The 25,075-nt window shown below is 65.5% G+C and carries 31 protein-coding genes and 2 pseudogenes; 1 reads left to right on the forward strand and 32 read right to left on the reverse strand.

The genetic code is table 11. The features are described from left to right. Window positions 1–10 precede the first annotated feature (10 nt). From ACMZPQ_RS05895 to merT, 25 genes and pseudogenes are all read right to left on the reverse strand, one after another. Window positions 11–760, reverse strand: coding sequence for a TIGR03747 family integrating conjugative element membrane protein (locus ACMZPQ_RS05895; protein WP_003105620.1), 750 nt, complete (start codon window positions 758–760; stop codon window positions 11–13). After that, entirely contained in the window at window positions 757–2,949 is a 2,193-nt protein-coding gene (traD, locus tag ACMZPQ_RS05900) for a type IV conjugative transfer system coupling protein TraD (RefSeq protein ID WP_003116813.1), read from the reverse strand. Before traD ends, ACMZPQ_RS05895 begins: the two co-directional genes overlap by 4 nt. Before the next feature lie 4 nt (window positions 2,950–2,953). Next, window positions 2,954–3,502: an integrating conjugative element protein gene (locus ACMZPQ_RS05905; protein WP_003109779.1), complete on the reverse strand. Its 549-nt coding sequence runs from the start codon at window positions 3,500–3,502 to the stop codon at window positions 2,954–2,956. Next, window positions 3,499–4,068 (reverse strand): transglycosylase SLT domain-containing protein, encoded by a 570-nt coding sequence (locus ACMZPQ_RS05910; RefSeq protein ID WP_003050289.1) that lies wholly within the window; start codon window positions 4,066–4,068, stop codon window positions 3,499–3,501. The genes ACMZPQ_RS05905 and ACMZPQ_RS05910 overlap by 4 nt, the downstream gene beginning before the upstream one ends. A 2-nt stretch (window positions 4,069–4,070) precedes the next feature. Next, window positions 4,071–4,808 carry a TIGR03759 family integrating conjugative element protein gene (locus ACMZPQ_RS05915; RefSeq protein ID WP_003098886.1) on the reverse strand — a complete coding sequence of 246 codons (738 nt, stop codon included), beginning with the start codon at window positions 4,806–4,808 and terminating at the stop codon, window positions 4,071–4,073. A gap of 12 nt (window positions 4,809–4,820) precedes the next feature. Beyond that, window positions 4,821–5,465, reverse strand: coding sequence for a PilN family protein (locus tag ACMZPQ_RS05920; RefSeq protein ID WP_003098888.1), 645 nt, complete (start codon window positions 5,463–5,465; stop codon window positions 4,821–4,823). Further along, on the reverse strand, window positions 5,462–6,061 hold the full coding sequence (gene pilL2, locus ACMZPQ_RS05925; protein WP_003098890.1) for a PFGI-1 class ICE element type IV pilus protein PilL2: 600 nt from the start codon (window positions 6,059–6,061) through the stop codon (window positions 5,462–5,464). The genes ACMZPQ_RS05920 and pilL2 overlap by 4 nt, the downstream gene beginning before the upstream one ends. 138 nt (window positions 6,062–6,199) lie before the next feature. Beyond that, on the reverse strand, window positions 6,200–8,479 hold the full coding sequence (locus ACMZPQ_RS05930; RefSeq protein WP_003098893.1) for a helicase-related protein: 2,280 nt from the start codon (window positions 8,477–8,479) through the stop codon (window positions 6,200–6,202). Window positions 8,480–8,615: 136 nt separating this feature from the next. Further along, window positions 8,616–8,921, reverse strand: a complete 306-nt coding sequence (locus tag ACMZPQ_RS05935) for a hypothetical protein (RefSeq protein WP_003098895.1) — start codon at window positions 8,919–8,921, stop codon at window positions 8,616–8,618. Window positions 8,922–9,010: 89 nt separating this feature from the next. Continuing rightward, window positions 9,011–9,331: a hypothetical protein gene (locus tag ACMZPQ_RS05940; RefSeq protein WP_003098896.1), complete on the reverse strand. Its 321-nt coding sequence runs from the start codon at window positions 9,329–9,331 to the stop codon at window positions 9,011–9,013. A 50-nt stretch (window positions 9,332–9,381) separates the two neighbouring features. Continuing rightward, a complete protein-coding gene (locus ACMZPQ_RS05945; RefSeq protein WP_254917107.1) occupies window positions 9,382–10,515 on the reverse strand; it encodes a DUF6094 domain-containing protein in 1,134 nt (377 codons plus the stop codon). A gap of 40 nt (window positions 10,516–10,555) precedes the next feature. Then, complete coding sequence (locus tag ACMZPQ_RS05950; RefSeq protein ID WP_003098901.1) at window positions 10,556–11,203, reverse strand: hypothetical protein; 648 nt, start codon at window positions 11,201–11,203, stop codon at window positions 10,556–10,558. Between the two features lie 76 nt (window positions 11,204–11,279). Next, window positions 11,280–11,540 carry a hypothetical protein gene (locus ACMZPQ_RS05955; RefSeq protein ID WP_003098905.1) on the reverse strand — a complete coding sequence of 87 codons (261 nt, stop codon included), beginning with the start codon at window positions 11,538–11,540 and terminating at the stop codon, window positions 11,280–11,282. Window positions 11,541–11,556: 16 nt separating this feature from the next. Further along, the gene (locus ACMZPQ_RS05960; RefSeq protein ID WP_003098908.1) at window positions 11,557–11,964 is read right to left on the reverse strand and encodes a hypothetical protein; all 408 of its coding nucleotides are present in this window, start codon (window positions 11,962–11,964) and stop codon (window positions 11,557–11,559) included. A 235-nt stretch (window positions 11,965–12,199) separates the two neighbouring features. Next, the gene (locus ACMZPQ_RS05965) at window positions 12,200–12,409 is read right to left on the reverse strand and encodes a hypothetical protein (protein WP_003098911.1); all 210 of its coding nucleotides are present in this window, start codon (window positions 12,407–12,409) and stop codon (window positions 12,200–12,202) included. Between the two features lie 94 nt (window positions 12,410–12,503). Beyond that, window positions 12,504–13,193, reverse strand: a complete 690-nt coding sequence (locus ACMZPQ_RS05970) for a DUF3275 family protein (protein WP_003098913.1) — start codon at window positions 13,191–13,193, stop codon at window positions 12,504–12,506. Between the two features lie 94 nt (window positions 13,194–13,287). Then, a complete protein-coding gene (locus ACMZPQ_RS05975; protein WP_003098915.1) occupies window positions 13,288–14,115 on the reverse strand; it encodes a DUF932 domain-containing protein in 828 nt (275 codons plus the stop codon). Between the two features lie 145 nt (window positions 14,116–14,260). Then, the gene (locus tag ACMZPQ_RS05980; RefSeq protein ID WP_003098919.1) at window positions 14,261–15,166 is read right to left on the reverse strand and encodes a DUF3577 domain-containing protein; all 906 of its coding nucleotides are present in this window, start codon (window positions 15,164–15,166) and stop codon (window positions 14,261–14,263) included. Window positions 15,167–15,476: 310 nt separating this feature from the next. Then, window positions 15,477–15,927, reverse strand: a pseudogene (locus ACMZPQ_RS05985) (XF1762 family protein). 141 nt (window positions 15,928–16,068) lie between these two features. After that, window positions 16,069–16,353, reverse strand: a complete 285-nt coding sequence (locus ACMZPQ_RS05990; protein WP_031629745.1) for a DUF3085 domain-containing protein — start codon at window positions 16,351–16,353, stop codon at window positions 16,069–16,071. A gap of 45 nt (window positions 16,354–16,398) precedes the next feature. Further along, window positions 16,399–16,917, reverse strand: a pseudogene (locus ACMZPQ_RS05995) (Tn3 family transposase); the annotation flags it as partial. Next, complete coding sequence (locus ACMZPQ_RS06000) at window positions 16,881–17,396, reverse strand: Tn3 family transposase (RefSeq protein WP_003098931.1); 516 nt, start codon at window positions 17,394–17,396, stop codon at window positions 16,881–16,883. The gene ACMZPQ_RS06000 and the pseudogene ACMZPQ_RS05995, both read right to left, overlap by 37 nt. 18 nt (window positions 17,397–17,414) lie before the next feature. Further along, window positions 17,415–19,103, reverse strand: coding sequence for a mercury(II) reductase (gene merA / locus ACMZPQ_RS06005; RefSeq protein WP_003098932.1), 1,689 nt, complete (start codon window positions 19,101–19,103; stop codon window positions 17,415–17,417). Window positions 19,104–19,113: 10 nt separating this feature from the next. Beyond that, complete coding sequence (gene merP / locus ACMZPQ_RS06010; RefSeq protein ID WP_003098934.1) at window positions 19,114–19,419, reverse strand: mercury resistance system periplasmic binding protein MerP; 306 nt, start codon at window positions 19,417–19,419, stop codon at window positions 19,114–19,116. 12 nt (window positions 19,420–19,431) lie between these two features. After that, entirely contained in the window at window positions 19,432–19,782 is a 351-nt protein-coding gene (merT, locus tag ACMZPQ_RS06015; protein WP_003098936.1) for a mercuric ion transporter MerT, read from the reverse strand. Window positions 19,783–19,853: 71 nt separating this feature from the next. On the opposite strand from merT, the gene merR reads away from it, so the two are divergent. Next, the gene (gene merR, locus ACMZPQ_RS06020) at window positions 19,854–20,261 is read left to right on the forward strand and encodes a mercury resistance transcriptional regulator MerR (protein WP_003098939.1); all 408 of its coding nucleotides are present in this window, start codon (window positions 19,854–19,856) and stop codon (window positions 20,259–20,261) included. 261 nt (window positions 20,262–20,522) lie between these two features. On the opposite strand, the gene ACMZPQ_RS06025 is transcribed toward merR, so the two are convergent. From ACMZPQ_RS06025 to lspA, 7 genes are all read right to left on the reverse strand, one after another. Continuing rightward, window positions 20,523–21,347 (reverse strand): hypothetical protein, encoded by an 825-nt coding sequence (locus tag ACMZPQ_RS06025; protein ID WP_003098941.1) that lies wholly within the window; start codon window positions 21,345–21,347, stop codon window positions 20,523–20,525. A gap of 288 nt (window positions 21,348–21,635) precedes the next feature. Continuing rightward, window positions 21,636–21,914 carry a hypothetical protein gene (locus ACMZPQ_RS06030; RefSeq protein ID WP_003098943.1) on the reverse strand — a complete coding sequence of 93 codons (279 nt, stop codon included), beginning with the start codon at window positions 21,912–21,914 and terminating at the stop codon, window positions 21,636–21,638. A 96-nt stretch (window positions 21,915–22,010) separates the two neighbouring features. Then, the gene (locus ACMZPQ_RS06035; protein ID WP_003098947.1) at window positions 22,011–22,748 is read right to left on the reverse strand and encodes a DUF5983 family protein; all 738 of its coding nucleotides are present in this window, start codon (window positions 22,746–22,748) and stop codon (window positions 22,011–22,013) included. 213 nt (window positions 22,749–22,961) lie between these two features. Beyond that, window positions 22,962–23,354, reverse strand: a complete 393-nt coding sequence (locus ACMZPQ_RS06040; RefSeq protein ID WP_003098949.1) for a hypothetical protein — start codon at window positions 23,352–23,354, stop codon at window positions 22,962–22,964. A 21-nt stretch (window positions 23,355–23,375) separates the two neighbouring features. Continuing rightward, window positions 23,376–23,789, reverse strand: a complete 414-nt coding sequence (locus tag ACMZPQ_RS06045; RefSeq protein ID WP_003098951.1) for a hypothetical protein — start codon at window positions 23,787–23,789, stop codon at window positions 23,376–23,378. Between the two features lie 136 nt (window positions 23,790–23,925). Next, window positions 23,926–24,237, reverse strand: a complete 312-nt coding sequence (locus ACMZPQ_RS06050; RefSeq protein WP_003108988.1) for a hypothetical protein — start codon at window positions 24,235–24,237, stop codon at window positions 23,926–23,928. A 336-nt stretch (window positions 24,238–24,573) separates the two neighbouring features. Further along, window positions 24,574–25,074, reverse strand: coding sequence for a signal peptidase II (gene lspA / locus ACMZPQ_RS06055; RefSeq protein WP_003098955.1), 501 nt, complete (start codon window positions 25,072–25,074; stop codon window positions 24,574–24,576). Between the last annotated feature and the right edge of the window lies 1 nt (window position 25,075).

Consider the following 25,075-nt stretch of genomic DNA (forward strand, 5'->3'; position numbering starts at 1 on the left):
CCGTGTCACCTCATAAGTACTTCTTGAAGCTGCCTGCGGTCAGGCTGACTGCCATCCCCAGCAACGCCGCGCTGGGCAGCAGGATGACCAGAGGATGCACCGATATGGGCAGAGCGAGATAGGTGGCCCAAGGCAGCACGGCCAACGGCATCAGGCTGGCCTTCGCGCGGTGGTAGATGAAGCCGGATTCGCGGCCCGCGCCGAACCGGCGCACATCCCGTCGCACCAGGCCGTCAATCAGGCCGACGAATGCCGCCGTGAGGATCAGCGGCAGCGTGAGCACCAGGACCAGCAGGCGCACCAGGAAGGTGAGCGTCGTGAAGGCCGCAGCGATCAGGTAGCTTTCGGCCCAGACATAGACTTGGCTGATGTAGTAGCGGAAGTTGCGGCTCTGCCCGTGGCTGGGCGCGCGGACGCGCTCGGCGGTCTGGCTCATGCGCTCCAGCAACCCCGAGCGCACGAACACCCACTCGTACCCGGTATCCACCAACTCGTGCGCCGTGCGCCCGGGCTCCTGTACCACCACGCTGCGCGTGAAGTGGTTGGACAGGTGCCCGAGTTCGTACCGCAGCATCTGCTGGGAGTGGCGCCAGCCCTGGTCCTTCCAGAACAGGTGCATGCCGGCGCACTCCACCACGATCGAGAACAGCAGCGAGCCAATGAGCACCCCGAGCAGCCGGAACGGTAAGGTGATGGTGCCGACGATCAAGCCTTGGCGATGGTTCTGCTCCCGCTGCGCGGTCGAGGCGGCATCCTTCATGGCACGGCCTCGTTGCCCGCGCCATCGTCGGCGCCGGTGGCCACCGCGCCGGGCTCGGCCGCAGCGGCATCGTCCAGCAGGTCGTCGGGCAAGGCCGCATCCTGCAAGGCCGACGAGCTGGTGAACTCCCACCACTGCGTGGCCTCGCTGTAGCTCTGGCGCATGTACCCGGCCAGTTGCTGCAGGTCCGCCGGCATCACTTCATCCGGGTCCGGCGCCGGCAGCGGCATACGCACCTTCCAGAGCTGGCCGCCCTGCAGCAGCGCGAAGCACTGGCCCTTGGGCAGGCCGACGACGTGTGACGGCTCGATCATCGGCACGCTGGCCATGCTGATGCGGTCCTGGGTGTTCGACGTGAAATCCGTCGCGCCGCGGATGTCTGAGCTGTCCGTCGCGCCCGAGACGATGGTGGTTGTATAGACCTCGACCTTCGGCAACTGCCTCGTCAGCAGTTCCGCGGTGGCCGTCTCGCGCACGCGCAACATGAATAAATTGTTGAAATTCCCGATCACTTGGCCGGCCTTCGCGCGATTTCCGATGCGGGCCTCGATGTCCGAGAGCGTCTGCGTGTACGCCGTGACTTGCAGGCCGGCACCGCCGCCCTTGTTGATGAGCGGGATGAATTCATCGCCCATCAGTTCATTGAATTCGTCCGCGTGCACGTTGATCGGCACGCGAGCGCCAGCCACTGCGCCGGGCAGGCCATCGTCGATTCCGTGCTTGTAGATGTGTCCGGCCACCGAAACCAGGTCAGAGAACATCGAATTGCCGACCGCTGCGGCGACCTCGGCGTCAGACAACGCATCCAGACCCACATAGACGATGGCCCGCTTTCGGATGACCTGCATCCAGTCGAAGATCGGGCGCGGGTCGGCCAGGTCGGAGTAGTTCGGCGCCAGGAGCTGGGCGATCTTGCCGCTCGTGAGCTTTTCCAGCAGCGGCAGCAGCGATGCAACGATCTTGTCGAAGTAGGTCTTGTCGTAGCGCACCGCCGAGCGCAGGCCATCGAGCACAGGGTCGTAGTTGCGCGCCTGGGAGAGGTATTGCTCCAGCGCCACCACACGCTTCTCGCGCCCGATCATGTTCCTTGGGATGTTCTTCTCGTTGAGCTTGGCCTCGATCTGGACGATCACCTCCCAGGCCTTGGGCTCCGTCTTGGCAAAGTAGTGCTGGGCGTACTCAATGAACAGCGCGTCGATGTTGATGACGTGGCGCTGGATCAGCATGTAGTCCGGGCGCTGCCCCAGTTCCACCAGGGCGCGGGCGATGATGTTCACGAAGCGCCATGCGAACTCGCGGAACGCCGCGCTGTTGCCTTCGCCGGAGAGCTGCCCCGCGATGCGTGTCGCCACTTCCGAGATCCGACCGAAGCGGCCCACGGCGTTGTAGCGGGCGCTGATTTCCGGCCAGCCCAAGTGGAAGATGTAGAACTCGCCTTCGCGGCCAGCGCGCTGGGCTTCGACGTACATCCGTTTCAAGAGATCGGCATCCCCCTTGGGGTCGATGACGATGACGACCTCATGCTCGCCGGCAGCATTCCTGCGGCGGATGTCCTGCGTGACGAACAACTCGGCCAGGCGCGTCTTGCCCACCCGCGTGGTGCCCAGCACCAGCGAGTGCCCGACGCGCTCGCCCAGCGGCAGGCTGACGTCCACTTCGTCGGGCTCGATGCCGTGCAGCCTTGGCAGGCCGCCGACAGGCGGCAACGGGCGCACGGGGTTGAAAGGCGCGTCCCAGCCGGTGAGCTTCGGCAGGCGCGAGAGCGGCAATGGCGCGAATTCCAGCCGTTCCTCCAGGCGCCTGGTCAGCCGGTAGGCCGGCGTCGGCTCGACGTAGCGGCGGAACTCGGGCCGGTACGTCTGCATCAGCCGATGCGTGTGCTTCTGCTCCCAGAGAAAGCCGCGCCCCACGAATAGGCGCTGCTGGCTGACCGGCACGTCCTTGCTGGTCATCACGTAACGCGGCAGACGGCGGATGTTGCGCCGGTAGCGCAGGATGATGCGGGCATCGCGGTAGCGGATCGCGCCGTAGGCGCCGAACGCCAAGGCGCTGCCGATGCCCATGGCCGGGCTCAGCGCGAGCGACCATGGGGCCACCAGGCACAGAAACGCGGCGCCTGCACACGCCGCGACGGTGTATAGCTCCACCGCTGGGCGTAGCAGAACCTCGACCGGCTGTTTGCCCGACATGGCTTCATTGCTCGATGCCGGTGGCCGTGATCAGCGCCGGGTAGTGCCGCAGGCCCAGGCGATCGGCCAGGTCGTCGCCGGCCACGGGCGCGAGCGGCACGCCCGGCACCAGGGCGCGCAGCCGCGCCAGGCCCTGCGCGGTCTCGACGTTGACGACCAGGCCGACCGCGCCACGTTCGCGCAAAGCGGCGGCGCGGCGCTGCAACCAGGCCCGGGAAGCCTCGTCGTCGCCGATGACCACGAACGGCCGCAGGCCGGGCGCTTCGATCACCCGTCGCGCGACGGTGCCGGGCGTGAGCTTGGCGCTGCGCACCGGCAGCATCGCGGCTTCGTCCGCCCGTGTGGCAGGAACCTGGGGCGTCGGGATGGACGGCCGCGCCGGTGCGTTGGCGCGCGGCTGGAGATTCAGGGCTTCGTAGTACGGCAATGCCGACGTGCCGCCACGGTCCTCGACAACGATCAGTGGCTCGCCGGCACGCGAGGCCAGCGGCAGGCCTGACAGCAGCATGAGTAGGCCCGTGAACGCGAGATGGGCGGGATGGGGTTTCGTCATGGGGAGGTCTCCTGGCGCGCCGCGAGGACCGCGGCGGCTGGTCGCGTGCCCTGCACGCGGGCAAGGTGGCGCGACACGCTGCGCCGATAGCGGGCGGCGGGCTCGCCGCCTGCGGGGCGGTGGTAGCGGCCGATCGCCAGCAGCCAGTCCTCGCCGGGGGTGTGCTGCTCCTTCAGGATCTCGGCGGCAACGGCCAGGTTGCGATACGGATCCAGCAGGTCGCACGCGCCGGTAAAGCGGTGCTTGTGGTAGCCGAGGTTGATCTGGCCCAGGCCCGCATCAATGCGCGTGTGCGGCGTGGCGCGCATCGCCTGCTGCAGGCCAGCGCAGGCGTCGGCGCGCGTGGCGAAGCGGCGCGACTGGCCGGCGACGTTGAGGGACCACGGCCACGGCACCAGGCGCCCGTTGCGCCGGATGCCGCTCTCCTGCAAGGCCACGGCGTAGAGCACGGTCGAGGGGATGCCTGCGCGCTGGGCGGCAAGCTGGTAAGCCGGTGGCGGAACCTCCTGGGCCAGGGCGGCAACGGCATACAGGCCGGCAGTGAGCACCAGTGCGCGCAGGGGCATGGCTACGGCTGGCGCTGCCATTGGCCGTTCACTTCGCGCACGGCGGCGGGCAGATCGCCGGGCAGGCCCAGTGACAGCCAGCGGCCGCCGTCGTGGTTGAGCGTGATGCTGCCGGCGCGCACGCGCGCCGGGTCGATCTGCGCGCGCTTGGCCCAGTCGCGGATGCGCGCGTCATCCTGGCGGCTGCCCACCATGTACAGGTCGAACTCCGCGCCCGAGGATTGCAGGCGCTGCACGAGCTGTCCGCAGGCTGCGCAGCCGTCCTTGACGAACACCGCCATGCGGCCGCTGCCGCGCAAGGGACTGCTGGATGGGCCGGCGCCCGGCTTGTCGTCGGGCAGGTTCACGCGCTGCATCCCCGGATTCAGGCGCTGCCAGGCCTCGTCGTAGGCGCGCTGGTAGGCGAGCAGCTTCTCGACGCGGCGCGCTTCCACCTGCACCTGCAGTTCCGCATAGCGGCGCCGTTCTTCGTCCGTGCGAGCTTCGATGCCCAGGGCGGACAGCGGGTCCAGGTTGGGCGAGTAGATACCCAGCGGCCCATCCATCAGCTCGCGGTAGCGTGCCCATTCTTGTGGCTGCAAGCCCCATTCGGTTGCCACCCGGTCGTCCAGCACGCGGGCGGCCAGCGGGCGCTCCTGGCTCTGTGCGTTGCGCGCCGAGGTCGTTGCGGGCTGCTGCGCCCAGGCGGGCCATTGCGACGACGCCACCAGGACCGCGAAAAGGAGGATCGACGGCTTCATGGGGTGCTCCGGTCAGGGAATCGCCACGCGGCGGGTCTGGTTGCCGGCCTGGAACACTGCGGTGTTGCCCTCGATCGCCTGCAGGCGCCACGGGCCGACCGCATCCCCGGGCAGCAGCACCTGAAGTTGGGCGGGCGTGAAGTCCCCGATGCTCGGCGCGACGGACACGCTGCGCTGGCCGGCGCGCAGTTCGGCGCCGACGACGCGGAATGGCAGCGGCGGCAGCTCGGTCTTGGAGGCGGCGGACGTGCGCGATGCGCGCCGCTGGGCGGGTGCGGTGGCACGCGCGGCGGCTTGGCGCGCCTTGATCTGCTCGACCTCCGCGCGCAGCGCCTGGAGGTCGTCGGCCGCTGCGTAGCCACTGAGAGATTTCTCGACCTGGGCCGCGCGTGCTTCCAGAATCTGGCGGGTGTCTTTGAGGTCAGCGTCCGTCGCGACGGCCGGGCGCTGCTGGATGGCCTCGATCGTCTCGGCCAAGCCAGTTGCCTGCGCTTCCAGGCGTTGCAGGCGGGAATCCAGCCGCTCCTGGTCGGCCTGGTCGCTGAGGGCCTGGTAGCCCAGGGCCGCCAAGACGCTGAGGAAGATCAACCAGAGCCACATCAGGCTCTGCACCACCACGGCGGCGGTCGATCGCTGGGCAGGTTGCGGGGCGTTCATGGCTGGCCTCCCGAAACCATGGGTGCCAGCGGGAACGTCTGCACCGCCTCGGTGGCGGGTGGCTCGGATGGGGACTCGGCGACCGCGCGATCGCCGGGCCGCTCGAAGCAGATTTGCCGTGCGCGGTCATCCGCGTGCAGTTCCCAGGCCGGGCCAGCCAGCGTGAGCAGCGCATCGCGCAAGGTCATGGGGCCGAGGTGCAGGTGTACCGCCGGCAACGGCAGCGCGTACAGCTCGATCACGGCATGCGCGGTCTGGCACAGGCCATAGCCGCTGCGTTTGAGCACGTGCCGAAGCCCATCCCCGACCGTGGCGCGGGCATCCTCGGGCATGGACACGTCGATGGTCTGCAACAACAGGTCGCGCTGCGCCGCCATGGGTGCCAGTTCGACCAGTGTGTAGCGGGCGTAGCGCACGACCGGGATGTACTCGGAAGCCTCGGGTTCAGGCGCGGCCAAGACTTCCGCGATGGTGTCGGGCGCGACCGGCGCAGTCGTCGTCGCGCAGCCACCGGCCAGCACCGACCACAGCAGGCCGAGAAATCCCGCCAGAAGGCGGCGTTCGGGATAGTGAAACCACGGTGGAGAGGGGCACATAGCTCGGCGTCCTGAAACATCCAGCCCTCACCATCGCCGCTCAGGCCGCGAGCGGCAGCAAACAATGCGAACCAGGCAGCGTCCGATTTACCGGGAGCGGCAAAAAAAACGGCCCCGAAGGGCCGTAAGTGGAACGTGTCATGCGGCGACAAGCTGCCGGGCCAGTGCGACCTCGACGGAATCACCGTCCTGGTTCAGGACATCGAGCCCGGATTCGGGCACGTCGCCCGAGGTGGACTGCGAGACCATGATCTTCTTGGCCATCAGCTCCAGGCAGGTCATCTGCGAGGAACCGGCGTAGCCGAGGTAGATCACACGCACGGGCTGCTTCTGCCCGATGCGCCAGGAGCGGCGTGCCGCCTGCTGGAGCGAGTACACGTTGTAGCCCGACTGCATGAACACGATCGTCGGGAACTCCAACAGGTCCAGCCCCGTCTTGACCAACTCGGGGTTGGTGATGAGCACGTCGATGCCACGGTCCAGTTGCTCGGCGATCCAGTCTTCGCGGCGGCTGGCATCCACGCTCGCGCGCAGCACCGCCACCTTGAAGCCTTCCTGCTCCAGCAACACCTTCAGGCGCGACGTGGTGTCGCGCGTGCCGGTATAGACCGTGTAGGCCAGGACCTTGCGGCCCTGCGCCTTCTCCTCTTTGCAGATGTCGATCAGCTCACGCTCCTTGGGGCTGATCTCGAACTCGTTGAACTGAGCCGGGACAAACGCCAAGGTGTTGCGCGTGCGCGGATGCACCACGGTCTCCGACCGGAAGCAGCAATCCGGCCAGGCCAGCAGCACGTTGAGGACCACACCCAGCAAGGTCGTATCGCGTCGCGCCAGAGCCTGTTTCAGCTCGGCGGTCAGCCGACCCGCCAGATCGCGGTAGGCCGCGGCTTGCGCCGTGTCCATCGCGACTTCACGGAACTCCTCGTCATACGGCGGCAGGACGTTGCCGCCGATGTCCTTGAGCTTGAGGAAGATCGTGAATGGCAGGATGCAGCGCAAGACGCCCTTGGGGCCGAAGCCCGGGGCCTTGACCGTGCGCACCGATACCTTGGTGCCCTTGGCCGTCTTGTGCGCCGTGCCGGTGCTCTCGGAGTAGATGTCCTTCAACACCCCGTGATCGCGCATGAACGCCATCGCAGCCGAGGTCATGCTGCCGCTCGTGGTCGGGCGGTAGCCGTCTTCGATCATCCGCCCCGGAAGGGCTCGGAACAGCAGGTGAAAAAGATCATCACCGTAGCCGCCCATCAGCGTGCCAGTCAGCAGCAAGGTCTTGCGAGCCTTCGCCGCCAGCACGCCCATGGCCTGGCCCTGGGCACTGCCCCCGTTCTTGTACTCATGCGCTTCATCAGCGATGAGCAGGTCGAACGTACCTTGCGGCAAGTACCTCTTGATGAACTCCGAGGGTTGATAACCGCCCTCGCCAAAGCCGAACTCCATGTTGGCCATCGCACGTTCCATGCGCGTGGCTTGACGGTCGGAAAACACCAGCTCGCCGTTGCCATCCATGAGGTTGATGAACTCGTGGATGTTGTCGCCCAGCATCGAGGCCAGGAAGCCGTCACCGAACTTCTGCATCAGCTTCTGCGCAGTGACTTCCCCGATGGTCGGGATGCGCTTCAGGGCTTTGAGGACGGCCGAGGACTGGTCGCTGCCGGACAGGCTGCGCGGGCGGATCAGCGTCCACAGGGGCGCAGCGCAATGGCTGCACTTCCTGCGGTACTCCTCGGCTTCGAGCGCGACCGGGTTGACCGGCTCGCCGTCGAGGTCGGTGATGACCGTGCCGCAGTCCGGGCAGGCCGCCACGTCGCCGTGGCGGGTGCGCCGCTGGGTGAAGACGGGCTTCCAGTGGAAACCCATCCGCATCCTGACGCGCCCCAGGACGAAGAACTCCTGGCCCGTGGGCTGCACGCCCAACTGCTCACGCAGCTTGAGGAGCTTGACGAGCGTATCCGGCCCATTGAGCACCCATACCTTGGCGCCGGCCACCGTCTCCTGGATCTCCCGCCGCCACTTGTAAACCAAGTGCGGTGGCGACAGGACCAGAGTGCGGCGGTAGCCTTCGGCGTTGAGCACGGCGGCCGCGGCGATGCCAACGGTCGTCTTACCACAGCCCATCTCGCCATTGACGATCGCGGCGCGTTCGCCACGGTCGATCAGCAGCTCGGCGGCGGCGTGGACGACTTCGGCCTGGGCCGGGAACAGCTTGCGTTTGAGGCTGGCGACGATGAGCTGCCGGTGCGCCTGCGGTTGGCCGGTATAGACAGGCGGGTTGGCGCTGTTGAGGGCGTCGAGCAGTTCGTCGCCGAACTCGCCGACGAAATCCTGAAGGCTCAGGGTCAGAGGGGATGATTCCGCGTCGAGCAGTTCGCCCTGTACGGGCGCGGCGTCAGCGGCAGTGGTTTCGAGATCGAAGGACATTGTGATGCTCCAATGAAAAATGGGGCATGCACCACCCCCAGCGGGGCAATGGCATGCCCCGTGGTGGGAAGGAAATCGGCGCGCGGCCGAAGGTGGTTGAAGATGCTGGCCTGAGTGGCCTGCGGGTGAACCGTGCTCAGTCTTCGGACGGCAGCACGATGGCAGTGACGCTGCGCCCCGCATCGGTGATGATGCGAATGGCGAGTCCCGGGTGGATCACATAGTGCGATTCCAGCGACGCGCCCGATTGAAGTGCAACGCCGTTGGCGTGCCATTGGCAGACGTTGACGTCACCCCAGTCGCCACGGGTGTGGCGCCTGAAGTACGGAATCGGGTCCAGGCGACCCGCGCGGACAAGGCGATCAATGCCTCGGCTGAAGATGAGCGCCCCGATGGGGAACGCCAGCCTCTGGCAGTAGGTTTCGATGCGATGCGATGCCATGGGCTCCTCCTTGAAAGGCTATTGAGCCACGACACCCCTGGCGGAGTGAAGTGGCTCCGTCAAGTGGATGGGATGACGAGGCGGCGCCTTCAGATCAGGTCGCGCTCTTCGGGAAGCTGGACCACCGTGGTCTGGTGGTCTTCGCTGGTCTTCACGAGCAACACCAGTTCCGGCGTGATCCGGTACTGGGAGATCATCAGGTTGTCCTGTTGGATTGCGACGTCGTTGGCTTGGCGGGTGGCCTCATCGATCTCGCCCCAGTCCCCGCGCACATGGCGCTGGACATAGGCCAAGGGGTCGATCAGGCCTCGCCGAGCCAGCCAATGCACCTTCTCGCTCAACTTCAACGTACTCGGTGCGAACAAGGGTTGCTTGCGCGGCGCAGGCCGCTTGAACGGATTGGGGAACATGGTGTTTCTCCTTCGATGTGGTACAGCAGGACGGCAGCGCGTCCGGTGGATCAGCGAATGGTCAGCACCTCGCCCCTTGTCGGGGAGCCAGGCGTCATGTCCCACGCGCGGATAACGGGCACAAACTTGTCGGTGAGGATGCGTGTCTCGGCGATGGAGCCGTCTTCGCGTTCGGTGAATTCCCGCTGGAGCGTCTTGTCCTTGTGGGTGTCACCTTTGACGACGAGCACGCGCCCCGTCTGGGAGCGCACGACGCCGGAGATCGCGCCCGCGGCCAGAGCCAGGGCGAGATGCCAGTGGGACAAGGCCCGCGCCGGTGGACGCAGCGACTGCTGCGCGGTCCCCAAGTGCGTGTCCAGCGACGGCCAAAGGCCTTGCAGCCGGCCAACCTCGTCGGCGAACTGTTCGGGCTCCATCGTCACGCGGAAGAAATGCTCCGGCTCGGCCGGACTGGCGGGGACGATGTACGGCAGGAACGGCCATTCGCTCGGCAGTTCCTCGGCTTCGACTTCGCCAAGCCCAACCTGCAGCAGCAGATTGCGCACGGCCTTGACGCCATCGGGTGCCAGCTCCCGCTGACGGACCCGGCGGCCGAAGATCACCACCTGCTTGAACTGCGTTTCCACCGCTCGGTAGATACGCAGATCGGTGTAGTGGCGCGTCAACCAGCCGACCAGCTCCGCGTCGAGCACGTAGCCGGGGACGATGAAGACCAGCACGCCGCCGTATTGCAACAGCGACAGCGAACGCTGATAGAACAGCTTTTCGAGGCGGGCACGGCCCTGGCCCTGATAGCCGATGTTGCCGTTGACGTCCTTGGACAGGTCGCCATACGGTGGATTCAGCCACAGTAGTCCGAAGGACTGCTTGGAGATCATCGTGTCCATCAGGTCCGCGTGCAGGCAGTGATCGACCAGGCCGCGGGCATGGCGCGCCCGCTCGGCGTCGAATTCGACGGCGAACGCCTTGGTCTGTTCGCGCCCGAGGGCATGAGAGGCTTCGGCGATTGCCACGCCTTCACCGGCGCAGGGATCGAGGATGCACATCGGCCCGTCGCTGGGCATCAGTGCGTTGAGGGCTCTTTCGAGCGTGGGTTCGTCGGTCGGGTAGTACCCATTTTTGGCGAAATTGCGGGCGAGCCGCGGGAACATGAGAGCCATGGAAGTCTCCTGGTTGGCGGGGATGAATGACGGAAGCACGCCAAGGCGTGCCTCCGAGGGTGGGTCAAGCCGCTACCGCTTCCGGCGTCCAAATCTTGGCCGGATAGGGATAGGCGGTGAGCGCGTCACTGCGGATCAGGGAGCCCAGCGCCAAGCTCAGCGCCGGCACGTCGATGGCGAGCCGATGGCCTTCCAGCGGCCCGAGGGCGAACGGAAGGCGGGCCAGCATCTCGCGGCTTTGCAGCAGTTCCAGCACGGTCTCGCGCCAGTGGTCGAGCAGCGGCAACGGGCAGGTGTCCCGCACCAGCATCCACAGGCGGTCAAGCCGGTGGGCGCTGTCACGTGGCAGCAGTGCCAATGCGCTGGCGTTGGCCTTGTCGGGCTTGACGCAGCGCCGGTCGAACAGCCACACGTTGGACAGCGAACCGAACAGCGTTCGCCGGTAGGCGCGCGTGATGCGCTTTTCCAGGCGATCGACGTTGCCGATGAATACCGGGACGCTGCCGCCCTGGTCGGTGATGACGTGGAACTGGTCCAGTCCCTGCTCGTCGCGCCCGAGGGTCAGGCGTGCAAGGAACTGCTGGACGGCGGTGTCCCGCGCCCAGATGGACAGGAAGATCAGGTTGCCCTGGTCATCGCCGACGCAGGCGTCGGCCATCACGTCCGGGCATTCGTCGATGCGGTACAGCGTGGAAGAAGTGTTTGCGGGCATGGTGGTGTCCTCGGATGAACGGGAACAGCACCGCCCGCTGGGGCAAGTACTGCCCCAGGGGGTGGAAGAAAACCGCTCAGTCCGGCTCGAACTGTTGGGTGTGCGGATTGAAGTGAAGCGCCTCGTCCACCGCGGTGATCGGCGTGAAGCCGTCCAGGTAGATGTTGTTGAGGTACTGGTCGCGGTAGGTCAGCGCCTGCCGTGCCTGCTCCTCGGTGAGGCCGTTGTCGATGAAGTACCCCAGCATTTCCTCGTCGGAGGAAACTTCGTCGTTGGACAAACTGCCTTCAACGAGCTTCAACAGCGAGAGCGGGAGTGCAGCCAGGATCGGGTCCATGTCGGTTCCTCCTGGCTCAGGCCAACAGCGCCGCGGCGGGTGCCGTGACAGCCGTGGGTGTGCGCCGCCGTGCGTGGTAGGCGCGAACGCCTGCACGCCAGTCGGCGGACTGCTCCGGTGCGAGGTCCAGATAGGACAGCGGGCACGAGTAATAGTACGGATGCATGGACTCTTCCAGCGGCTTGTAGCCCCACTGGTTGCCGCTTCGTTCCAGCAGATCGCAGCGGATGTAGCGCAGGGACTGGCCCGGCGCGAGATCACGATGCACACCTTCGACCTTGGCGGTCAGTTCGACCACGGACCACAGCACGTTGCTGCGCAATGCGTGAGCGATAACCTTCGCGCTGACGCGCTCGGTCTGCTGTGGTGCGATCAGTTCCGCGATCAGTTCAGACCGCGATTGGGGAGAGAAATACCAGCCCATGAGAGGCCTCCTCGAAAAGTTGAGCTGGAGGCCTCCCCGTGGGGAAGAACCCCCAGTGGGTGATGGAATGCCGCAGGTGCAGCGAAGGAAAACCTATGCCTTGCCCTTAGTCCCAGTCGTCATCGTCGCGATCACAACCAGCCGGGCAGCTGCCGAACTCGATCCCATGCGAGCAATAGCCGTGCTCCGCATTCCAGTCCTGGGTTTCCTGCCGTTCGGCCGGTGTTGCGTAGTCTCATTCCTGTGCGATCTTCAGCGCCTGTGCGCGCTGTTCTTCGGGCAATCGACCGAGTTGCGCGTCGATCGCCGAACTGAAGCGTTCGACGTAGTAGTCGTGAGACAGTCCGCAACCCTTGGTGGCTTGTGCGGCTGCCGTCTCGCAGAGAGCCCGCCACGCGGGTTCATCCAGCGCGGAGCGGGGGATATCGCAAGCGATGGTGGACATGATGAAGACCTCCAGAAGATGGCCAGGGCCTCCCCCGCATGGGGAAGGAACCCCGGCGGGTGGATGAAGAACACCGCGCATGCGGCGTCTGCGATCACGCAGGTTGCAGTTCGGCCTGGCGGCTCCACTCCTGCGTCTTGAAGTCCAGCGCGTAGCCCAGCTCGCCCAGGCGGACGATCTGTGCACGCAAAGCGCGGCGGTCGATGGTCGAATCCAGTTTCACGGACTCGCCCAGCGGCCACAGCAGGCCGAAGAGCGCGGGGTCACCGTCTTGGGTGCTGCCGGGGGCAGCAGCCTCAGCAGGTGGCGGCGCATCCACGCCAAAGGGCGTGGTATCGACCATCGGGTCCGCGGACGCCTGCACGGGTGCGGGCTTGGCGGGCCTGGACGCTTTGGTGGGCTTGGCCGGCGTTGCCGCAGGCTGCGCCCCTTGCTCTTCATCGAGCGGATCGACGTCCTGGGTGGCGAAGCTGCGGGCTTCGTCGCGGCTGAGTTTGTCGATGCCGTTGAGCGTCATGCCGTCGAGGCTGGCACGGATCTCGAACCGCATGCCGCCGCCGACCGGATAGGACTTCGGGAAGATGTACCTGATGATGAATTCCCCGTCGTACTTGCCTTCGGGGTACTGCTCCAGCTCCGGGTCTTTGACCTCGAACGTACCGAGGTGCGTGGCGAGGCGGCCAACCGTGAACGGGCCGTTCTTGCCGCGGATGGTACGCAGCGTGAGCTGGCCGGGGACGACGATGGGCGCAACCGATTTCTCGGGTGCCAATGGGGTTGCCATGATGGTTCTCCTGATGATGAATGACGGGCCGCCGACGGCACCCGGTGGATGAGAGGAAATGGCTTCGCCCGAGGTGGGCGAGGTCCGCGTGGCATCACGCCTTGAGCTGGCGCATGCCTTCGGCCAGCAGCCACAACGCCCGGTTCAGGCGCAGGTTCTGGTCGATGCCTTGCACCGGACGGGTGCGCTGATTGCGGCCGTTGGCCGTGCGTCCGTTCAGGCCCCCTTTGACGAGGTTCTCCTGGACGCGGTTGAAGACGGCCCACAGGTCGTTCTTGCGGTCGTCCCATCGCCGGGGTGCCAGCAGTTGGCACTCCGTGACAGGCGTGGACTTGGCTGGATCGTCGTACTTGAGTGCGAGCGCGGAGTTTGCAAAGACCTCCGCTTCGCCCTCATCGAGGGTGATGGTGCGCATCGCATCGCGCGCGTTCTGCACGCGCTCGAAGCCGTCGAGGACTCCGTAGGCACCTTCGATCACCTGGCTGACCACGTCGCCCTTGTGGGGAACGCGGATGTCGGCGGTGGTGTCACCGCAAACCAGGCCGTTGTGGCAGACGAACCGGAACATGCCGGCGAGCATCTGATAGCTGCTCGTGCCGTCATGGCTGTTGAGCAGGATGATCTCGTTCGCCTCGTCGCCGTTGATCTGGCTTGCATGGCGAAGTCGGATGAGGTGCTTCGTGTACTCGCGCCGGTCTTCGTTGCGCACGCGCGTCTGACACACCATGAAGGGCTCGAAGCCCTCCTGGCGCAGCTTGGTCAGCACGGTCGAGGTCGGTATGTAGGCATACCGATCGGACCGGCTCCCATGTGGAGCGTCGGCGAAGATCGACGGAACGACGGCACGAATGCGGTCGTCCGAGAGTGGGCGATCAGAGCGCAGGATCGGGGATTGCGGAGCAAAGCGGGATACCAGAGACATGGCTGATCTCCTTTGAGAAATTCGACAACCGCGTGGCCGTGAGACCACGCGGAACTCGGGGGATGAAATGCGCAAGCACGCGTCCTGGGGACGCGGCGTACGTGGGGAGGAAAAGCGACAAGGCCCCGTGAGAGGCCGTGCCGGATCAGAACGAAGCAGCCAATGCCGGCTCCTGCTCCTGGACTTGCGCCTCGGGCTCGCGCTCGGCGGGCTCGGTGGCCGTGTCGATGGCATCGTCGGCTTCGGACGCGGATGCGTCTTCGGCCGGCGGCGCCTCGGCTTGCGCCTGGCTCGTCGGATAGACCTGGGTGCCGTCGATCTTGATGAGACCGATGTGGACCAGCGTCGATTCCAGGCTGGCGGCCGGTTCCCCGGCGTGCTCACCCTTGGTGCGGATGTACGGATCGATCTTCATGTCGTTCAGACGGAAGGCGATCAGCACCTTGCGGTCACCCTCGATGGCCTGAACGCACCGGCGAACCAGGTGCTCGGCTTCCGGGGTGGCGACGATGGTGTCGAAGTACCGATACTCCGGTTCATCGACAGGCCCGGCCAGTGCCGCGACGGTGCAAGAGAGGAACGAGTCGCCAGCTTTTGGGGTGACGTCCTTCACACGATTGAGATAGCCGATGCCGCGGGTGATCAACTCGTGCTGCTCGATCGAAGCCAGTTCGGCCCGGTCGATCAGTTCGGCCTTGAGCAGTCGCGCCTTGAGGGACGCGGCGGCCTGACCCTTCTGCTCACCCTTGTCGCGGATGTACACATCGCCCCACAGGTCACCGAGGCGAAAGCGCACCAGCGGGCGCTGCTTGGGATCGTCAACGCCGATGTAGCGCTGAACGAGCTTCTTGGCCTCGGCACCCGAGACCTTGACGTCGAAGTAGCGGTAGCTGGGGTCCCGGGCGGGGCCGACCAGCGCGGCGATGGTGCATGCCAGGAAAGGCTGCGCACGGCGGCCGCCCCGGACGGGCACTTCACGGACACGCTGGATGTAGCCGATGCCCGAGGTGTGGAGGTCGAAATACGATTTCTCGTTGGACGTGGTGTTCATGGTGAATCTCCATTGGGATGAAGCGGAGACACACCGGCCCACGCATGCGGGGAAGGTGCGTGACCCCGCGGTGGGTTGATAAGGCGAAAGCATCCGCCACCAGAGGCTGGTGGCCGCTCGCGGAAGGATGCGGTGCGAGCTGGCTCGGTCACGCAGTGGGAACTGCGCCGCAACCTCGAAGACCGATGGTTGCCTGGCATGTCGCTGACGACGTCAGCAGGCATGGGGCCAGCATGGCGGGGCCTCGCGCGCGCGGCAGCAATCAATCGGCACCCGGGCGCTTCCCTTTGTCCGCGCCACCCGGCGCCTGTCACAGGCACTTGGCGCCGCGCAGGTGCTCGGGGGTATCGGCGCGCGGACGGCCGGGACGGCTCCAGGCGCCGCCACCGCGCGCGCCGATCAGCCGCCAGCCGGCGGCGCGCAGGCTGGCGCCACCTTCGTCGGGCATGGTGTAGGTGAGCAGGCGTATGTAGCCCAGCGCCCTTGCCGCCTGCCAGGCCGCGCCGTAGAGCTTGCTGCAGGCGCTGGGTGTGCCGTCGGTGCACAGCCGCGTGACTTCCAGCGTCCAGGTGCCGCGCGACCGGGCGGCCGACAATGGCCACGCCGTGGATCAGGTCGCTGTCGCTCAGCGTGACGGCCAGGGCGAACTTCGCGCCCTGGACCGGGCGGTGGTGGCGATGGTGCGACAGAACGAATGCATTGGCCGTGCGCAGCGACACCGGTAGGAGGTGCAGCCTCGGCGAGGTCGATGGCGTGTTCATGCGGTTGTCTCCGGTGGCATGCCGGCGTTGTGGCCGGCGGGGCGTGCCTCGGCGGCTGGAGACAAACGCGCACGCGCGGCGATGGCGGCGGTGCGAACAAAAGAAGGCCCCCGATGCGGGGGCTGCGAGGCGGTTGCCGCGTCAGGCGGGAGGCACCACTGCTAAGGACAGGTGCGTGGCGGTGGCGGAAAGCACGAGATCGTCCGCCGAGTGCTGGAGGCGCGTGAACAGGCCGTCCTTCGGGTCGAAATACTCCGCGAAGTCATCGCCGCCCAGCTCGCGGCCGGCGAGGTGCCACCAGTCATCGAACGGGTCGGTGTCCGGGTTGCATCCGACGGCGTAGGCGAGCAGTGCCTGGCGCCCATCCGGGCGACGCTCCCCACGCTCGGCGAGGAAGTACACGCCCTGATCCTTGACCAGGACAATGCGGCACTGATTGGGGACGTCTCAGAAAACGGAAAAAATCGTACGCTAAGCCGGTTGCAGCGGTCGTAGCGGCCTGAACTTGCCCGCGCCGATCTTGGCGCTGCTGCGCCAGAGGTAATCGCCGGTCAGGTTGATGTGCTCCCAGCCCAGCGGCGACAGGTACTGCAACAGGGCGTCATCGACAGTCTGGCCGTGACCGCGTAAGGCGTTTGAGGCCCGTTCCAGATAGACCGTGTTCCACAACACTATGGCCGCCGTCACCAGGTTGAGGCCGCTGGCCCGGTAGCGCTGCTGCTCGAAACTGCGGTCGCGGATTTCGCCCAGCCGGTTGAAGAACACGGCGCGGGCTAGCGCGTTGCGGGCTTCGCCCTTGTTCAGTCCGGCATGCACGCGGCGGCGCAGCTCGACGCTTTGCAGCCAGTCCAGGATGAACAGCGTTCGCTCGATGCGGCCCAGCTCGCGCAGCGCCACGGCCAGGCCGTTCTGGCGCGGGTAGCTGCCGAGTTTCCTGAGCATCAGCGAGGCCGTCACCGTGCCCTGCTTGATCGAGGTGGCCAGCCGCACCTTGGCGTTGATCGCCTTGCCGGACGCCTGGAACTGCTGCTGATGCTTGTGCTTGGCAGCGTTGAACAGCTTGCCCAGGATGCGGTCGTGCAGGTCGATGATTTCGTCGGTGACGGTGGCCATGCCCTCGATGGCGAGCGCACCAGGGTCGCGTAGCGGCGCTGTGCCTCGAACTTGGCCAGATCGGCGGGCGTCATCTGGCCGCCTTCGCGGGCGATCTTGAGCAGGCGGTTCTGGTGCACCGACCGCTCGATGCCGGAAGGCAGGTCGAGCGCCTGCCAGGCTTTGAGGCGCTCGATGTGTTCGAGTATGTGGCGCGAGTTCGGCTTGACGGGCGACTGGCGCAGCCAGGCCAGCCAGGTCGTCTTGCCGTTGTCGTGGCGCTTGAGCAGATCGTCGAGGCGGTGCCGGTGGGTGGCCGACAGGGGATCGGACAAGGCCGCGTAGATGCGGCGGTTGGCGCGGCTGTAGGCGTTCATCGAACACCTCCCTTTTCCTCATCCGGCGCAACAGGACAGTTGCTTCACGTCCTTGTTGAAGGTCTGCGCCGCGAGCTTCAGTCCCTCGACCATGGTCAGGTAGGGGAACAACTGGTCGGCCAGCTCCTGCACGGTCATCCGGTGGCGGATCGCCAGCGCGGCCGTCTGGATCAGTTCGCCCGCTTCCGGCGCGACCGCCTGTACGCCGATCAGCCGCCCTGAGCCAGCTTCCGCCACCAGCTTGATGAAGCCGCGCGTGTCGAAGTTGGCGAGCGCCCTCGGCACGTTGTCGAGCGTCAGCAGCCGGCTGTCGGTCTCGATGCCGTCGTGGTGCGCTTCCGCCTCGCTGTAGCCCACGGTCGCCACCTGCGGATCGGTGAACACCACCGCCGGCATCGCCGTCAGGTCCAGCGCCGCGTCGCCGCCGGTCATGTTGATCGCGGCGCGCGTGCCGGCCGCCGCCGCCACATAGACGAACTGCGGCTGGTCGGTGCAGTCGCCGGCAGCAAAGATGTGCGGTGCGCTCGTGCGCATGGCGCGGTCGATGACGATGGCTCCCTGCGCATTGACTTCGACGCCTGCCGCTTCAAGGTTCAGGCTGCGCGTGTTCGGCGCGCGACCGGTGGCGACCAGCAGCTTGTCGGCGCGCACTTCCCCCTGCCCGGTGGTGAGCACGAATTCCCCGCCCGCATAGGCAACGTGGCTCGCCTGGGTGTGGTCCAGCACCTCGATGCCCTCGGCGCGGAAGGCGTCTGTTACGGCTTCCCCGATGGCCGGGTCTTCTCGGAAGAACAGCGTGCTGCGCGCCAGGATCGTGACCTGGCTGCCCAGCCGGGCGAAGGCTTGCGCCAACTCGACCGCCACCACGGAGGAACCAATCACGGCCAGCCGCTCGGGGAGCGAGCTGCTTTCCAGCGCCTCGGTGGAGGTCCAGTGGGGTGTGTCCGCAAGGCCCGGGATTGGCGGAAGCGCCGGGCTCGCGCCGGTGGCAATCAGGCAGCGGTCGAAGTTCACCTCGTGCGTGCCGCCGTCAGCGGTCGCCACGGTCAGCGTGCGCGTGTCCCTGAACCGGGCCTCGCCGCGCAGCACGGTGATGGCCGGAGTGCTTGCCAGGATGCCTTCGTACTTGGCATGGCGCAGCTCCTCGACGCGGCCTTGTTGCTGGGCCAGCAGCCGCTCGCGCAGTACAGCGGGCGCTGCGGCCGGCAGGCCAGCATCGAACGGGCTTTCGCGGCGCAGGTGGACGATGTGCGCGGCGCGGATCATGATCTTGGACGGCACGCAGCCGACATTGACGCAGGTGCCGCCGATGGTGCCGCGCTCGATCAGCGTGACGCGGGCGCCTTGCTCCACGGCCTTCAAGGCAGCCGCCATCGCCGCGCCGCCGCTGCCTATCACAGCCACGTGCAGCGCTTGTTCACCGCCAACATGCTTCGTTTCGCCACCGAGCCAGCCCAGCGCCTTGTCTAGCAGGCCGGCAGGCTTGTTCGGCGTGTCGGTAAGCCGTGCGCGATAGCCGAGCGTGGCCACTGCGGCAACCAGCGGGGCCACGCTCACGCCTGCATCCGCCTCGATTTCGGCCTGCCGCTGCGGATAGGACACCGAGGCCGCGCGCACGCCGGGCACGTTCGTCAAAGCCTGCTGGACGTGCTCGGCGCACGACGTGCAGGTCATGCCTTCGATGTGGAGGGTGATCGCCTCGGCCATGATTACGCCCTCACTGCTTGACGCTGGACGGGTAACCCGCGTTTGCGGTGGCCTTGGTCAAGGCGTCGGCATTGGTCTTGGCCTCGTCGAAGGTGACGACGGCCTCCCGCTTCTCGAAGCTGACTTCGGCCTTCTCGACGCCGGCGACCTTGGACAGAGCCGTCTTGACCGTGATCGGGCACGCGGCGCAGGTCATGCCGGGCACCGACAGGGTGACGGTCTTGGTGGCAGCCCAGGCGGGCGCGCTTAGAGCGGCGGCCAGGGCGATGAGGGTGGTGAGGGTGGTGAGGGTGGTGAGGGTGGTGAGTTTCTTCATGGTGATCTCCTTTCAGTAGAACAGCGGCAGGACGTAGGGAAACGCGAGGGCAACCAGAACCAGGGCGGCCACGATCCAGAAGATCACCTTGTAGGCAGTCCGCACTTGGGGCACGGCGCAAACGTCGCCGGGCTTGCAGGCATGGGCTGGTCGGAAGATGCTGCGCCAGGCGAAGAACAGCGCGATGAGCGCTGCGCCGATGAAGATCGGCCGATACGGCTCCAGCACGGTCAGGTTGCCGATCCACGCGCTAGAGAAGCCGAGCGCGACCAGGACAAGGGGGCCGAGGCAGCAGGCCGAGGCGAGGACGGCCGCGACGCCGCCGGTCGCCAGTGCGCCGCGGCCGTTCTTGGGTTCCGACATAAGGTTCTCCTTCCGGGACTTCGCTTGATGCTGTAACGTTACTTCCGTAGTCAACTACGGAGTCAAGCGCCATGGAGAACGCTCAAGAGAATCTGACCATCGGGGCCTTCGCCAAGGCAGCCCGGGTCAACGTGGAGACGATCCGCTTCTATCAGCTCAAGGGCTTGCTACCCCAGCCGGAGCGGCCCTACGGTCGCATCCGCCGCTACGGGCAGGCGGACGTGGCGCGGGTGAAGTTCGTGAAGTCAGCCCAGCGCCTGGGATTCAGCCTGGATGAAGTCGGCCAGCTCCTGAAACTGGAGGACGGCACCCATTGCAGCGAGGCGGCCGAACTGGCTGCTCACCGGCTGGCCGATGTGCGCGCACGCATGGCGGACCTCACGCGGATGGAAGAGGCCCTGTCGACGCTAGTGAGAGAGTGCAACGCGCACCATGGCAATGTTTCCTGCCCGTTGATCGCAGCTTTGCATTGCTGCTAAAGGGCCCACTTCGGCTCTTAGCGTACGATTTTTTTCCGTTTTCTGAGACGACCCCTGATTGGCGATGGCTTCGGTCAGCACGGGGCGCAGGTCAGCGCCTTTGAATCGCAGTGACATGGATGAAATCTCCTGTGTGGAAGAATGAGAAAGGCCTCCATCCGATGGGATGAAGGGCCTGTAGTGCACGCGGCCGGAACGGCTGGAACGCCGTGGCGGATGCCTCGGGTCAGCCGCAGGACCGCCCGGTTTCGCTGCGGGGCGTCATGCCGGGACGGCCTGGCGCTTGCGGGCCGCTTTCGCGTCGAGGATGCTCACGTCGATCTGGCGCCAGCGCCCGTCGTCGATGAGCCTCTCCAGCACTTCGCCGAGCATGTCGAAATACACCTCGTCGTGCCGATCGACCAGTTCGACCGATTCACCGTTCTGACGGTGCAGTTCCACCACGTAGGTGTCTCCGCCGCGGTCGTAGAGGATCGTCACCCGGCCCTCGAACTTCGCGGTCGAGACCGTGAAGCTGATCGCCGGCGGGGTCTCGATGATCTTGGAGGGCGTGGGATCGACCCAGGTGAAGTCGCGGGCACCGGCATCCACCAGCATGTGGGTGATGCGCCGGAAGCGATCGGGGGCCGGCATCTCCTCCAACTGCTCGATGAGCTGGCCCAACTCCATGCACTGCGGCGTGGGAATGGGCAGCTTGGCCGGCGCCGAGCCGAGGATGTGCCTCGTGATGGTGTACGGCGTGCCGTCCGAAGTCTCCTCGGTGATGACCTCCGGCGTGTCCGCGCGCAGTCCGTCGAAGCGACGACGGGCATAGGGTTGGACATGCACCTTGGCGCCTTCGGCAGGAACCGTGGTCACCAGGCTGGGATCGAGCACCGCGAACTCGGAAGGCTTGAGCTTGACGACGATGGCATCGTCGGTCGCGGCGACCACCTTGCCGTCGAAGGGTTGGGGGTCGATGGCGAAGCCCAGCGTTGAGGACAGCGGCTGATCATCGAACACGCGGTACTTGAACGACCGCACGTTGCGGGGCACATGGCCTGCGACCAGCGAAGGCATCATGGATTTGATGAGGGAACGATCCATGGGGAAACTCCTTGAGGAAAAACAAGGGATTCCCCGCCCGCAAGGGAGAGGTCCCTTGTGGGTGGCGTGGATGGACGCGGTAGGTCCGTAGGAAGAAACGACCAGCACGGTTTCCCGCGCTTGCAGCCTCGAAGGTCTCGACTGCTTGGGCATGTGCCGGCAACGCCGACGAACATGGGGCAAGCATGGCGCTGGGGCGGTCTGCCTGCCCGCAGGAAACGGCACCGCACCACAACCGTTTTCCTGTGCTGCGGGCAAGAAAAAGCCCCTCGAAAGGGGCTGGAGGAATCAGGCTTGGTACACGAAGTAGTGCTCGCGCTGACGCGGAAAGAACACGTGTTTCCACGTGTCGCCGCTTGTGTTGCCACCGTCGAAGACGACCATTTCGTAGTCGTCAATGTCGGTGTCCACCAGATCGGCGCTGTCGATATGGCGCATGTGCAGCGTACCGCTCATGCGCTCGAACACCAGGATCTGGCCGATGGCGTCGTCCTGGCTCATGGCGTTGACGCAGGCTCCAAGCTGATTCTCGAAGTCGGGCGTGGGCAAGATGAGATCGGGGAACATGAGATTGCTCCTATGGAATTGAACCAGCCCGGCTCCTGGTGGGAGGCGGGCTGGCATATGGGGGATAAAGGGGAAGGCTTGCGCGTCGCGTGTCTGCTAGGTCTCGGCCAGTGGCAAGCCCAGTAGCGCGGGTGCGTCGGCATCGAGGATGAGGATGCGCACATCTGCCTGGCCGGCCAGTTCAAGGATGTTCGCCAGGTCGTCAGGCATGCCCTTGTCGCGGTGCTCCTGTCGAAGCTGCTCAGCACTGATGCCCTCGGCATATTCCAGGTTCTTGTCTGTCCAGGGCGTGGAGATCAGCTTGACGCCAATCGCCGGGCTGTACGGAACCCGAAAGGCGATGAACAGAAAAGCCTCCGGCGTGGCGAGGTCTGCCAGGTTGGCGAGGTACTGGCCGGTTTCCTGGCAGATGTGCGCGCTGCTGACTTCCCAGCACCGGCTGTAATAGCCGGTCTCGAAACTCAACCGCTGCACCACGTCTCGCGCGGCTTCGGCCGAATAGGTATCACCGACATGGACCGGGCGGCCGTCGAGGTCGTCGCCATGGATGGCATAGACCACGGCGCCCACCACGCCTTCGCCGTTGATGCCTTCAACAGCATCACATTCAGCAATCAGCTCGTCGCTGATGGCGTCAGTGCCGCTTTTGATCAACGCGAAGTCGCTGGTGACGATGCAAGGCGATGAGATCAGGTCGTTGTCGGAAAGATGCGCTTGGCTCGTGTGGATGGATCGCCAGACATGCGGGCTTCCGTCCCCGTAGCAGATGCACAGCGTTCGGACGACTCTCAGATTCCAGTAGCCGCGTACAAAGGGATTGGGATTCTGGGTCATGGAATTTCTCCAGATTGAATAATGGAGCCAATTCCCGCCACCGGGAATTGAACCCCGGTGGGTTGAAAGTGGAAAAAGCGTCAGGCGGCACTGATCGAGGGCTTTGGGCCAATCGGCGCAGGCTGACGGAAGAAAAATCGAGGGACATGGCCGCGTGGACGCATGTCCCTCATGGGCAGTGAACAAAAAGACGGTGGTATGCCGCAGACCGGCTCACCAACCGCTGTAGTTCACCAACAGATCGGCGATGACCTTGCGGCGTTGCAGATCGAGACCATCGAAGTCCGACAGTCCTTGGAAGTGGCAGCGCTTGAGCATGGCACCGCCCTCGCGCGCGTTGTAGAAGCTGAACATGGCGGACAGGAACATGCGTTCCCCGCTGCTCAGGACGCCGAGTGCGTCGTTGGCACGCAGCATGTCGGGACGCAGATCCCACTTGCTCTTTGCCTGGTTCAGGCCTTCGCGCGTGCCGTCGCCAAACCATTGCGGGCCTGCGATCTCGACGCCGCGCTTCCAGACCTCGAAGAAGGCTTGGGGCGCGGCGGCGAAATGCTGCTCTTCCCGCATGATCTGATCGACGACTTCCTGGGGCAAAAGCTGGTTCATGACGTGGTTCCTCCAGTTGGATCAGGGTGTGGCGAGCTGGGACCCGCCGCCTCTTTCGAGGGCACGTTGAGCCGCGGCATAGCTGCGGAAGTACTGGCAGGATTCCCGCGAAACGGGACCTTCTGTATCGCGCGTGCCGATGTAGTGGCCGGCGGCGCTATGCAGGATTTCGAGCGGCAGGAACTTGCCGCAATGGATCAAGGCCAACTGGCCGAAAGAGGCTTGCTGGGACGTGGACGGGCTCCTTGGAAAAAGCGGGGCCTCGTCCCTCACGGGATGGCAGCTCCCGCACGCGGTTGAGAAAAAAGCATCGGCGTCACGGGTGACGCGCGTCCGCAGACTCGATGCGATGGCGGACTGGCGGGTAGCGCGGAAAGAATCCGCGGCAGCCTGGAAACTCTGGCTGCTGGCATGGTGCTGACGAATCAGCGACACATGCGGGCAGCTTCATGCGCGAGGCGAGCCGCGTCAGCCGGAAATCGGCATTTGCAACAGCCCCGATTGGCGAACGCGGAAAAAAGAAAGCCCCGCAATAAGTGCGGGGCTGTCAGGAGGATGAGGCGAAACTGGGTCAGCGAGGCCTGTCGCCCAGTACATGCTGCTTCCACAGGGCGAATGCCTCGTCCGGTCCCAGCTCTGCGAGGATGACGATGGGCTGGCCCCGACGGGCACGCAGCGATGCGAAATACGCTGGCCGGTCGGCGATGGCGTTGAGCTTGATGCCCTTTAGGAACAGCAACTGGCGGGGGCGAACTTTGGTGGTAACGCAGGCATGATTGCGCTTGTTTGGGGCAAAAGGGCCAGCGAAGCGGGCGGACACGGCCAGAAAACCGCGACGAACTACTTGTACTTGCCAGGCGAGGCGAACGGGTGACATCAGCATATCGCTATGCGGTAAAGAAGACCGTCCTAAAGCTTGCAGGATCCCGGCATAGCTTCATCATCACCTCTCCGTGACGGCTCATTGGAACGAAAAAGGCCAGCATCGCCGTGATGGACTTTCATAATTGCCAGGTCAACTGGCTTGCGTGCTGTTTATTCACAGCAAGGCATTGCGACGTCGTTGCAGCAATCGCCGCCATCGCAACAGGGCGTTGCAGCAAAAGCGGCGGTGGGCGCTAGCATGAGGGCCAAGCCGCGGCCGCTCATGCTGGGGGCCGTTCTCTTCAGATTGGTGTCCTGCACCGTGTGCATTGCGAATTTCCGGATCGTCCCAATGTCACTGGGACTCCTTTGTGGCGGCCGGGTTCTCCACGCTCATGAACGACTGGGCCACCAGCGCGATCGCCCCGCCCACGATGGCCATGTCAGCGATGTTGAAGGCGGGCCAGTGCCAGCCGTGCAGGTGAAAGTCGATGTAGTCGATAACGTGCCCGCGCGTGGCGCGGTCGAACGCGTTGCCCAATGCGCCGCCCAGAATGAGGCTGTACGAAAGGCCTTCCGTTTTGCGCAGCGGCCGGGAGAGCAGCCATGCGAGCCATGCCGATATTGCGAACGCGATCGCCAGAAAAAACCACCGCTGCCAGCCGCCCGCGCCAGCAAGGAAGCTGAACGCCGCGCCGGGATTGAGAGCGTGAACTAGGTTGAAGAATGACGCCACCTCGTGCGACCAACCCAAGGGAGTTGTCGCGTCAATGTAGCTCTTAGCTGCCTGATCGCCGGCGAATATAACGATCGCGAGTGAGTACCACTGCGTCTTGCGAAGAGATGGTTCATCCATT

The organism is Stenotrophomonas maltophilia, from assembly GCF_047497515.2.
Classification (GTDB): Bacteria; Pseudomonadota; Gammaproteobacteria; order Xanthomonadales; family Xanthomonadaceae; genus Stenotrophomonas.

Coding starts and splice junctions, on each gene's coding strand:
- lspA (WP_003098955.1), bottom strand. CDS start 25,074: ATGGATGAACCATCTCTTCGCAAGACGCAGTGGTACTCACTCGCGATC.
- ACMZPQ_RS05930 (WP_003098893.1), bottom strand. CDS start 8,479: ATGTCCTTCGATCTCGAAACCACTGCCGCTGACGCCGCGCCCGTACAG.
- ACMZPQ_RS05935 (WP_003098895.1), bottom strand. CDS start 8,921: ATGGCATCGCATCGCATCGAAACCTACTGCCAGAGGCTGGCGTTCCCC.
- ACMZPQ_RS05920 (WP_003098888.1), bottom strand. CDS start 5,465: ATGAACGCCCCGCAACCTGCCCAGCGATCGACCGCCGCCGTGGTGGTG.
- ACMZPQ_RS05975 (WP_003098915.1), bottom strand. CDS start 14,115: ATGTCTCTGGTATCCCGCTTTGCTCCGCAATCCCCGATCCTGCGCTCT.
- ACMZPQ_RS05905 (WP_003109779.1), bottom strand. CDS start 3,502: ATGACGAAACCCCATCCCGCCCATCTCGCGTTCACGGGCCTACTCATG.
- ACMZPQ_RS05950 (WP_003098901.1), bottom strand. CDS start 11,203: ATGCCCGCAAACACTTCTTCCACGCTGTACCGCATCGACGAATGCCCG.
- ACMZPQ_RS05895 (WP_003105620.1), bottom strand. CDS start 760: ATGAAGGATGCCGCCTCGACCGCGCAGCGGGAGCAGAACCATCGCCAA.
- ACMZPQ_RS05970 (WP_003098913.1), bottom strand. CDS start 13,193: ATGGCAACCCCATTGGCACCCGAGAAATCGGTTGCGCCCATCGTCGTC.
- pilL2 (WP_003098890.1), bottom strand. CDS start 6,061: ATGTGCCCCTCTCCACCGTGGTTTCACTATCCCGAACGCCGCCTTCTG.
- ACMZPQ_RS06050 (WP_003108988.1), bottom strand. CDS start 24,237: ATGCTGATGTCACCCGTTCGCCTCGCCTGGCAAGTACAAGTAGTTCGT.
- merT (WP_003098936.1), bottom strand. CDS start 19,782: ATGTCGGAACCCAAGAACGGCCGCGGCGCACTGGCGACCGGCGGCGTC.
- traD (WP_003116813.1), bottom strand. CDS start 2,949: ATGTCGGGCAAACAGCCGGTCGAGGTTCTGCTACGCCCAGCGGTGGAG.
- ACMZPQ_RS06040 (WP_003098949.1), bottom strand. CDS start 23,354: ATGAACCAGCTTTTGCCCCAGGAAGTCGTCGATCAGATCATGCGGGAA.
- merR (WP_003098939.1), top strand. CDS start 19,854: ATGGAGAACGCTCAAGAGAATCTGACCATCGGGGCCTTCGCCAAGGCA.
- ACMZPQ_RS06000 (WP_003098931.1), bottom strand. CDS start 17,396: ATGAACGCCTACAGCCGCGCCAACCGCCGCATCTACGCGGCCTTGTCC.
- merA (WP_003098932.1), bottom strand. CDS start 19,103: ATGGCCGAGGCGATCACCCTCCACATCGAAGGCATGACCTGCACGTCG.
- ACMZPQ_RS05965 (WP_003098911.1), bottom strand. CDS start 12,409: ATGTCCACCATCGCTTGCGATATCCCCCGCTCCGCGCTGGATGAACCC.
- ACMZPQ_RS05955 (WP_003098905.1), bottom strand. CDS start 11,540: ATGGACCCGATCCTGGCTGCACTCCCGCTCTCGCTGTTGAAGCTCGTT.
- ACMZPQ_RS05980 (WP_003098919.1), bottom strand. CDS start 15,166: ATGAACACCACGTCCAACGAGAAATCGTATTTCGACCTCCACACCTCG.
- merP (WP_003098934.1), bottom strand. CDS start 19,419: ATGAAGAAACTCACCACCCTCACCACCCTCACCACCCTCACCACCCTC.
- ACMZPQ_RS05940 (WP_003098896.1), bottom strand. CDS start 9,331: ATGTTCCCCAATCCGTTCAAGCGGCCTGCGCCGCGCAAGCAACCCTTG.
- ACMZPQ_RS05910 (WP_003050289.1), bottom strand. CDS start 4,068: ATGCCCCTGCGCGCACTGGTGCTCACTGCCGGCCTGTATGCCGTTGCC.
- ACMZPQ_RS05915 (WP_003098886.1), bottom strand. CDS start 4,808: ATGAAGCCGTCGATCCTCCTTTTCGCGGTCCTGGTGGCGTCGTCGCAA.
- ACMZPQ_RS06035 (WP_003098947.1), bottom strand. CDS start 22,748: ATGACCCAGAATCCCAATCCCTTTGTACGCGGCTACTGGAATCTGAGA.
- ACMZPQ_RS05960 (WP_003098908.1), bottom strand. CDS start 11,964: ATGGGCTGGTATTTCTCTCCCCAATCGCGGTCTGAACTGATCGCGGAA.
- ACMZPQ_RS06025 (WP_003098941.1), bottom strand. CDS start 21,347: ATGGATCGTTCCCTCATCAAATCCATGATGCCTTCGCTGGTCGCAGGC.
- ACMZPQ_RS06030 (WP_003098943.1), bottom strand. CDS start 21,914: ATGTTCCCCGATCTCATCTTGCCCACGCCCGACTTCGAGAATCAGCTT.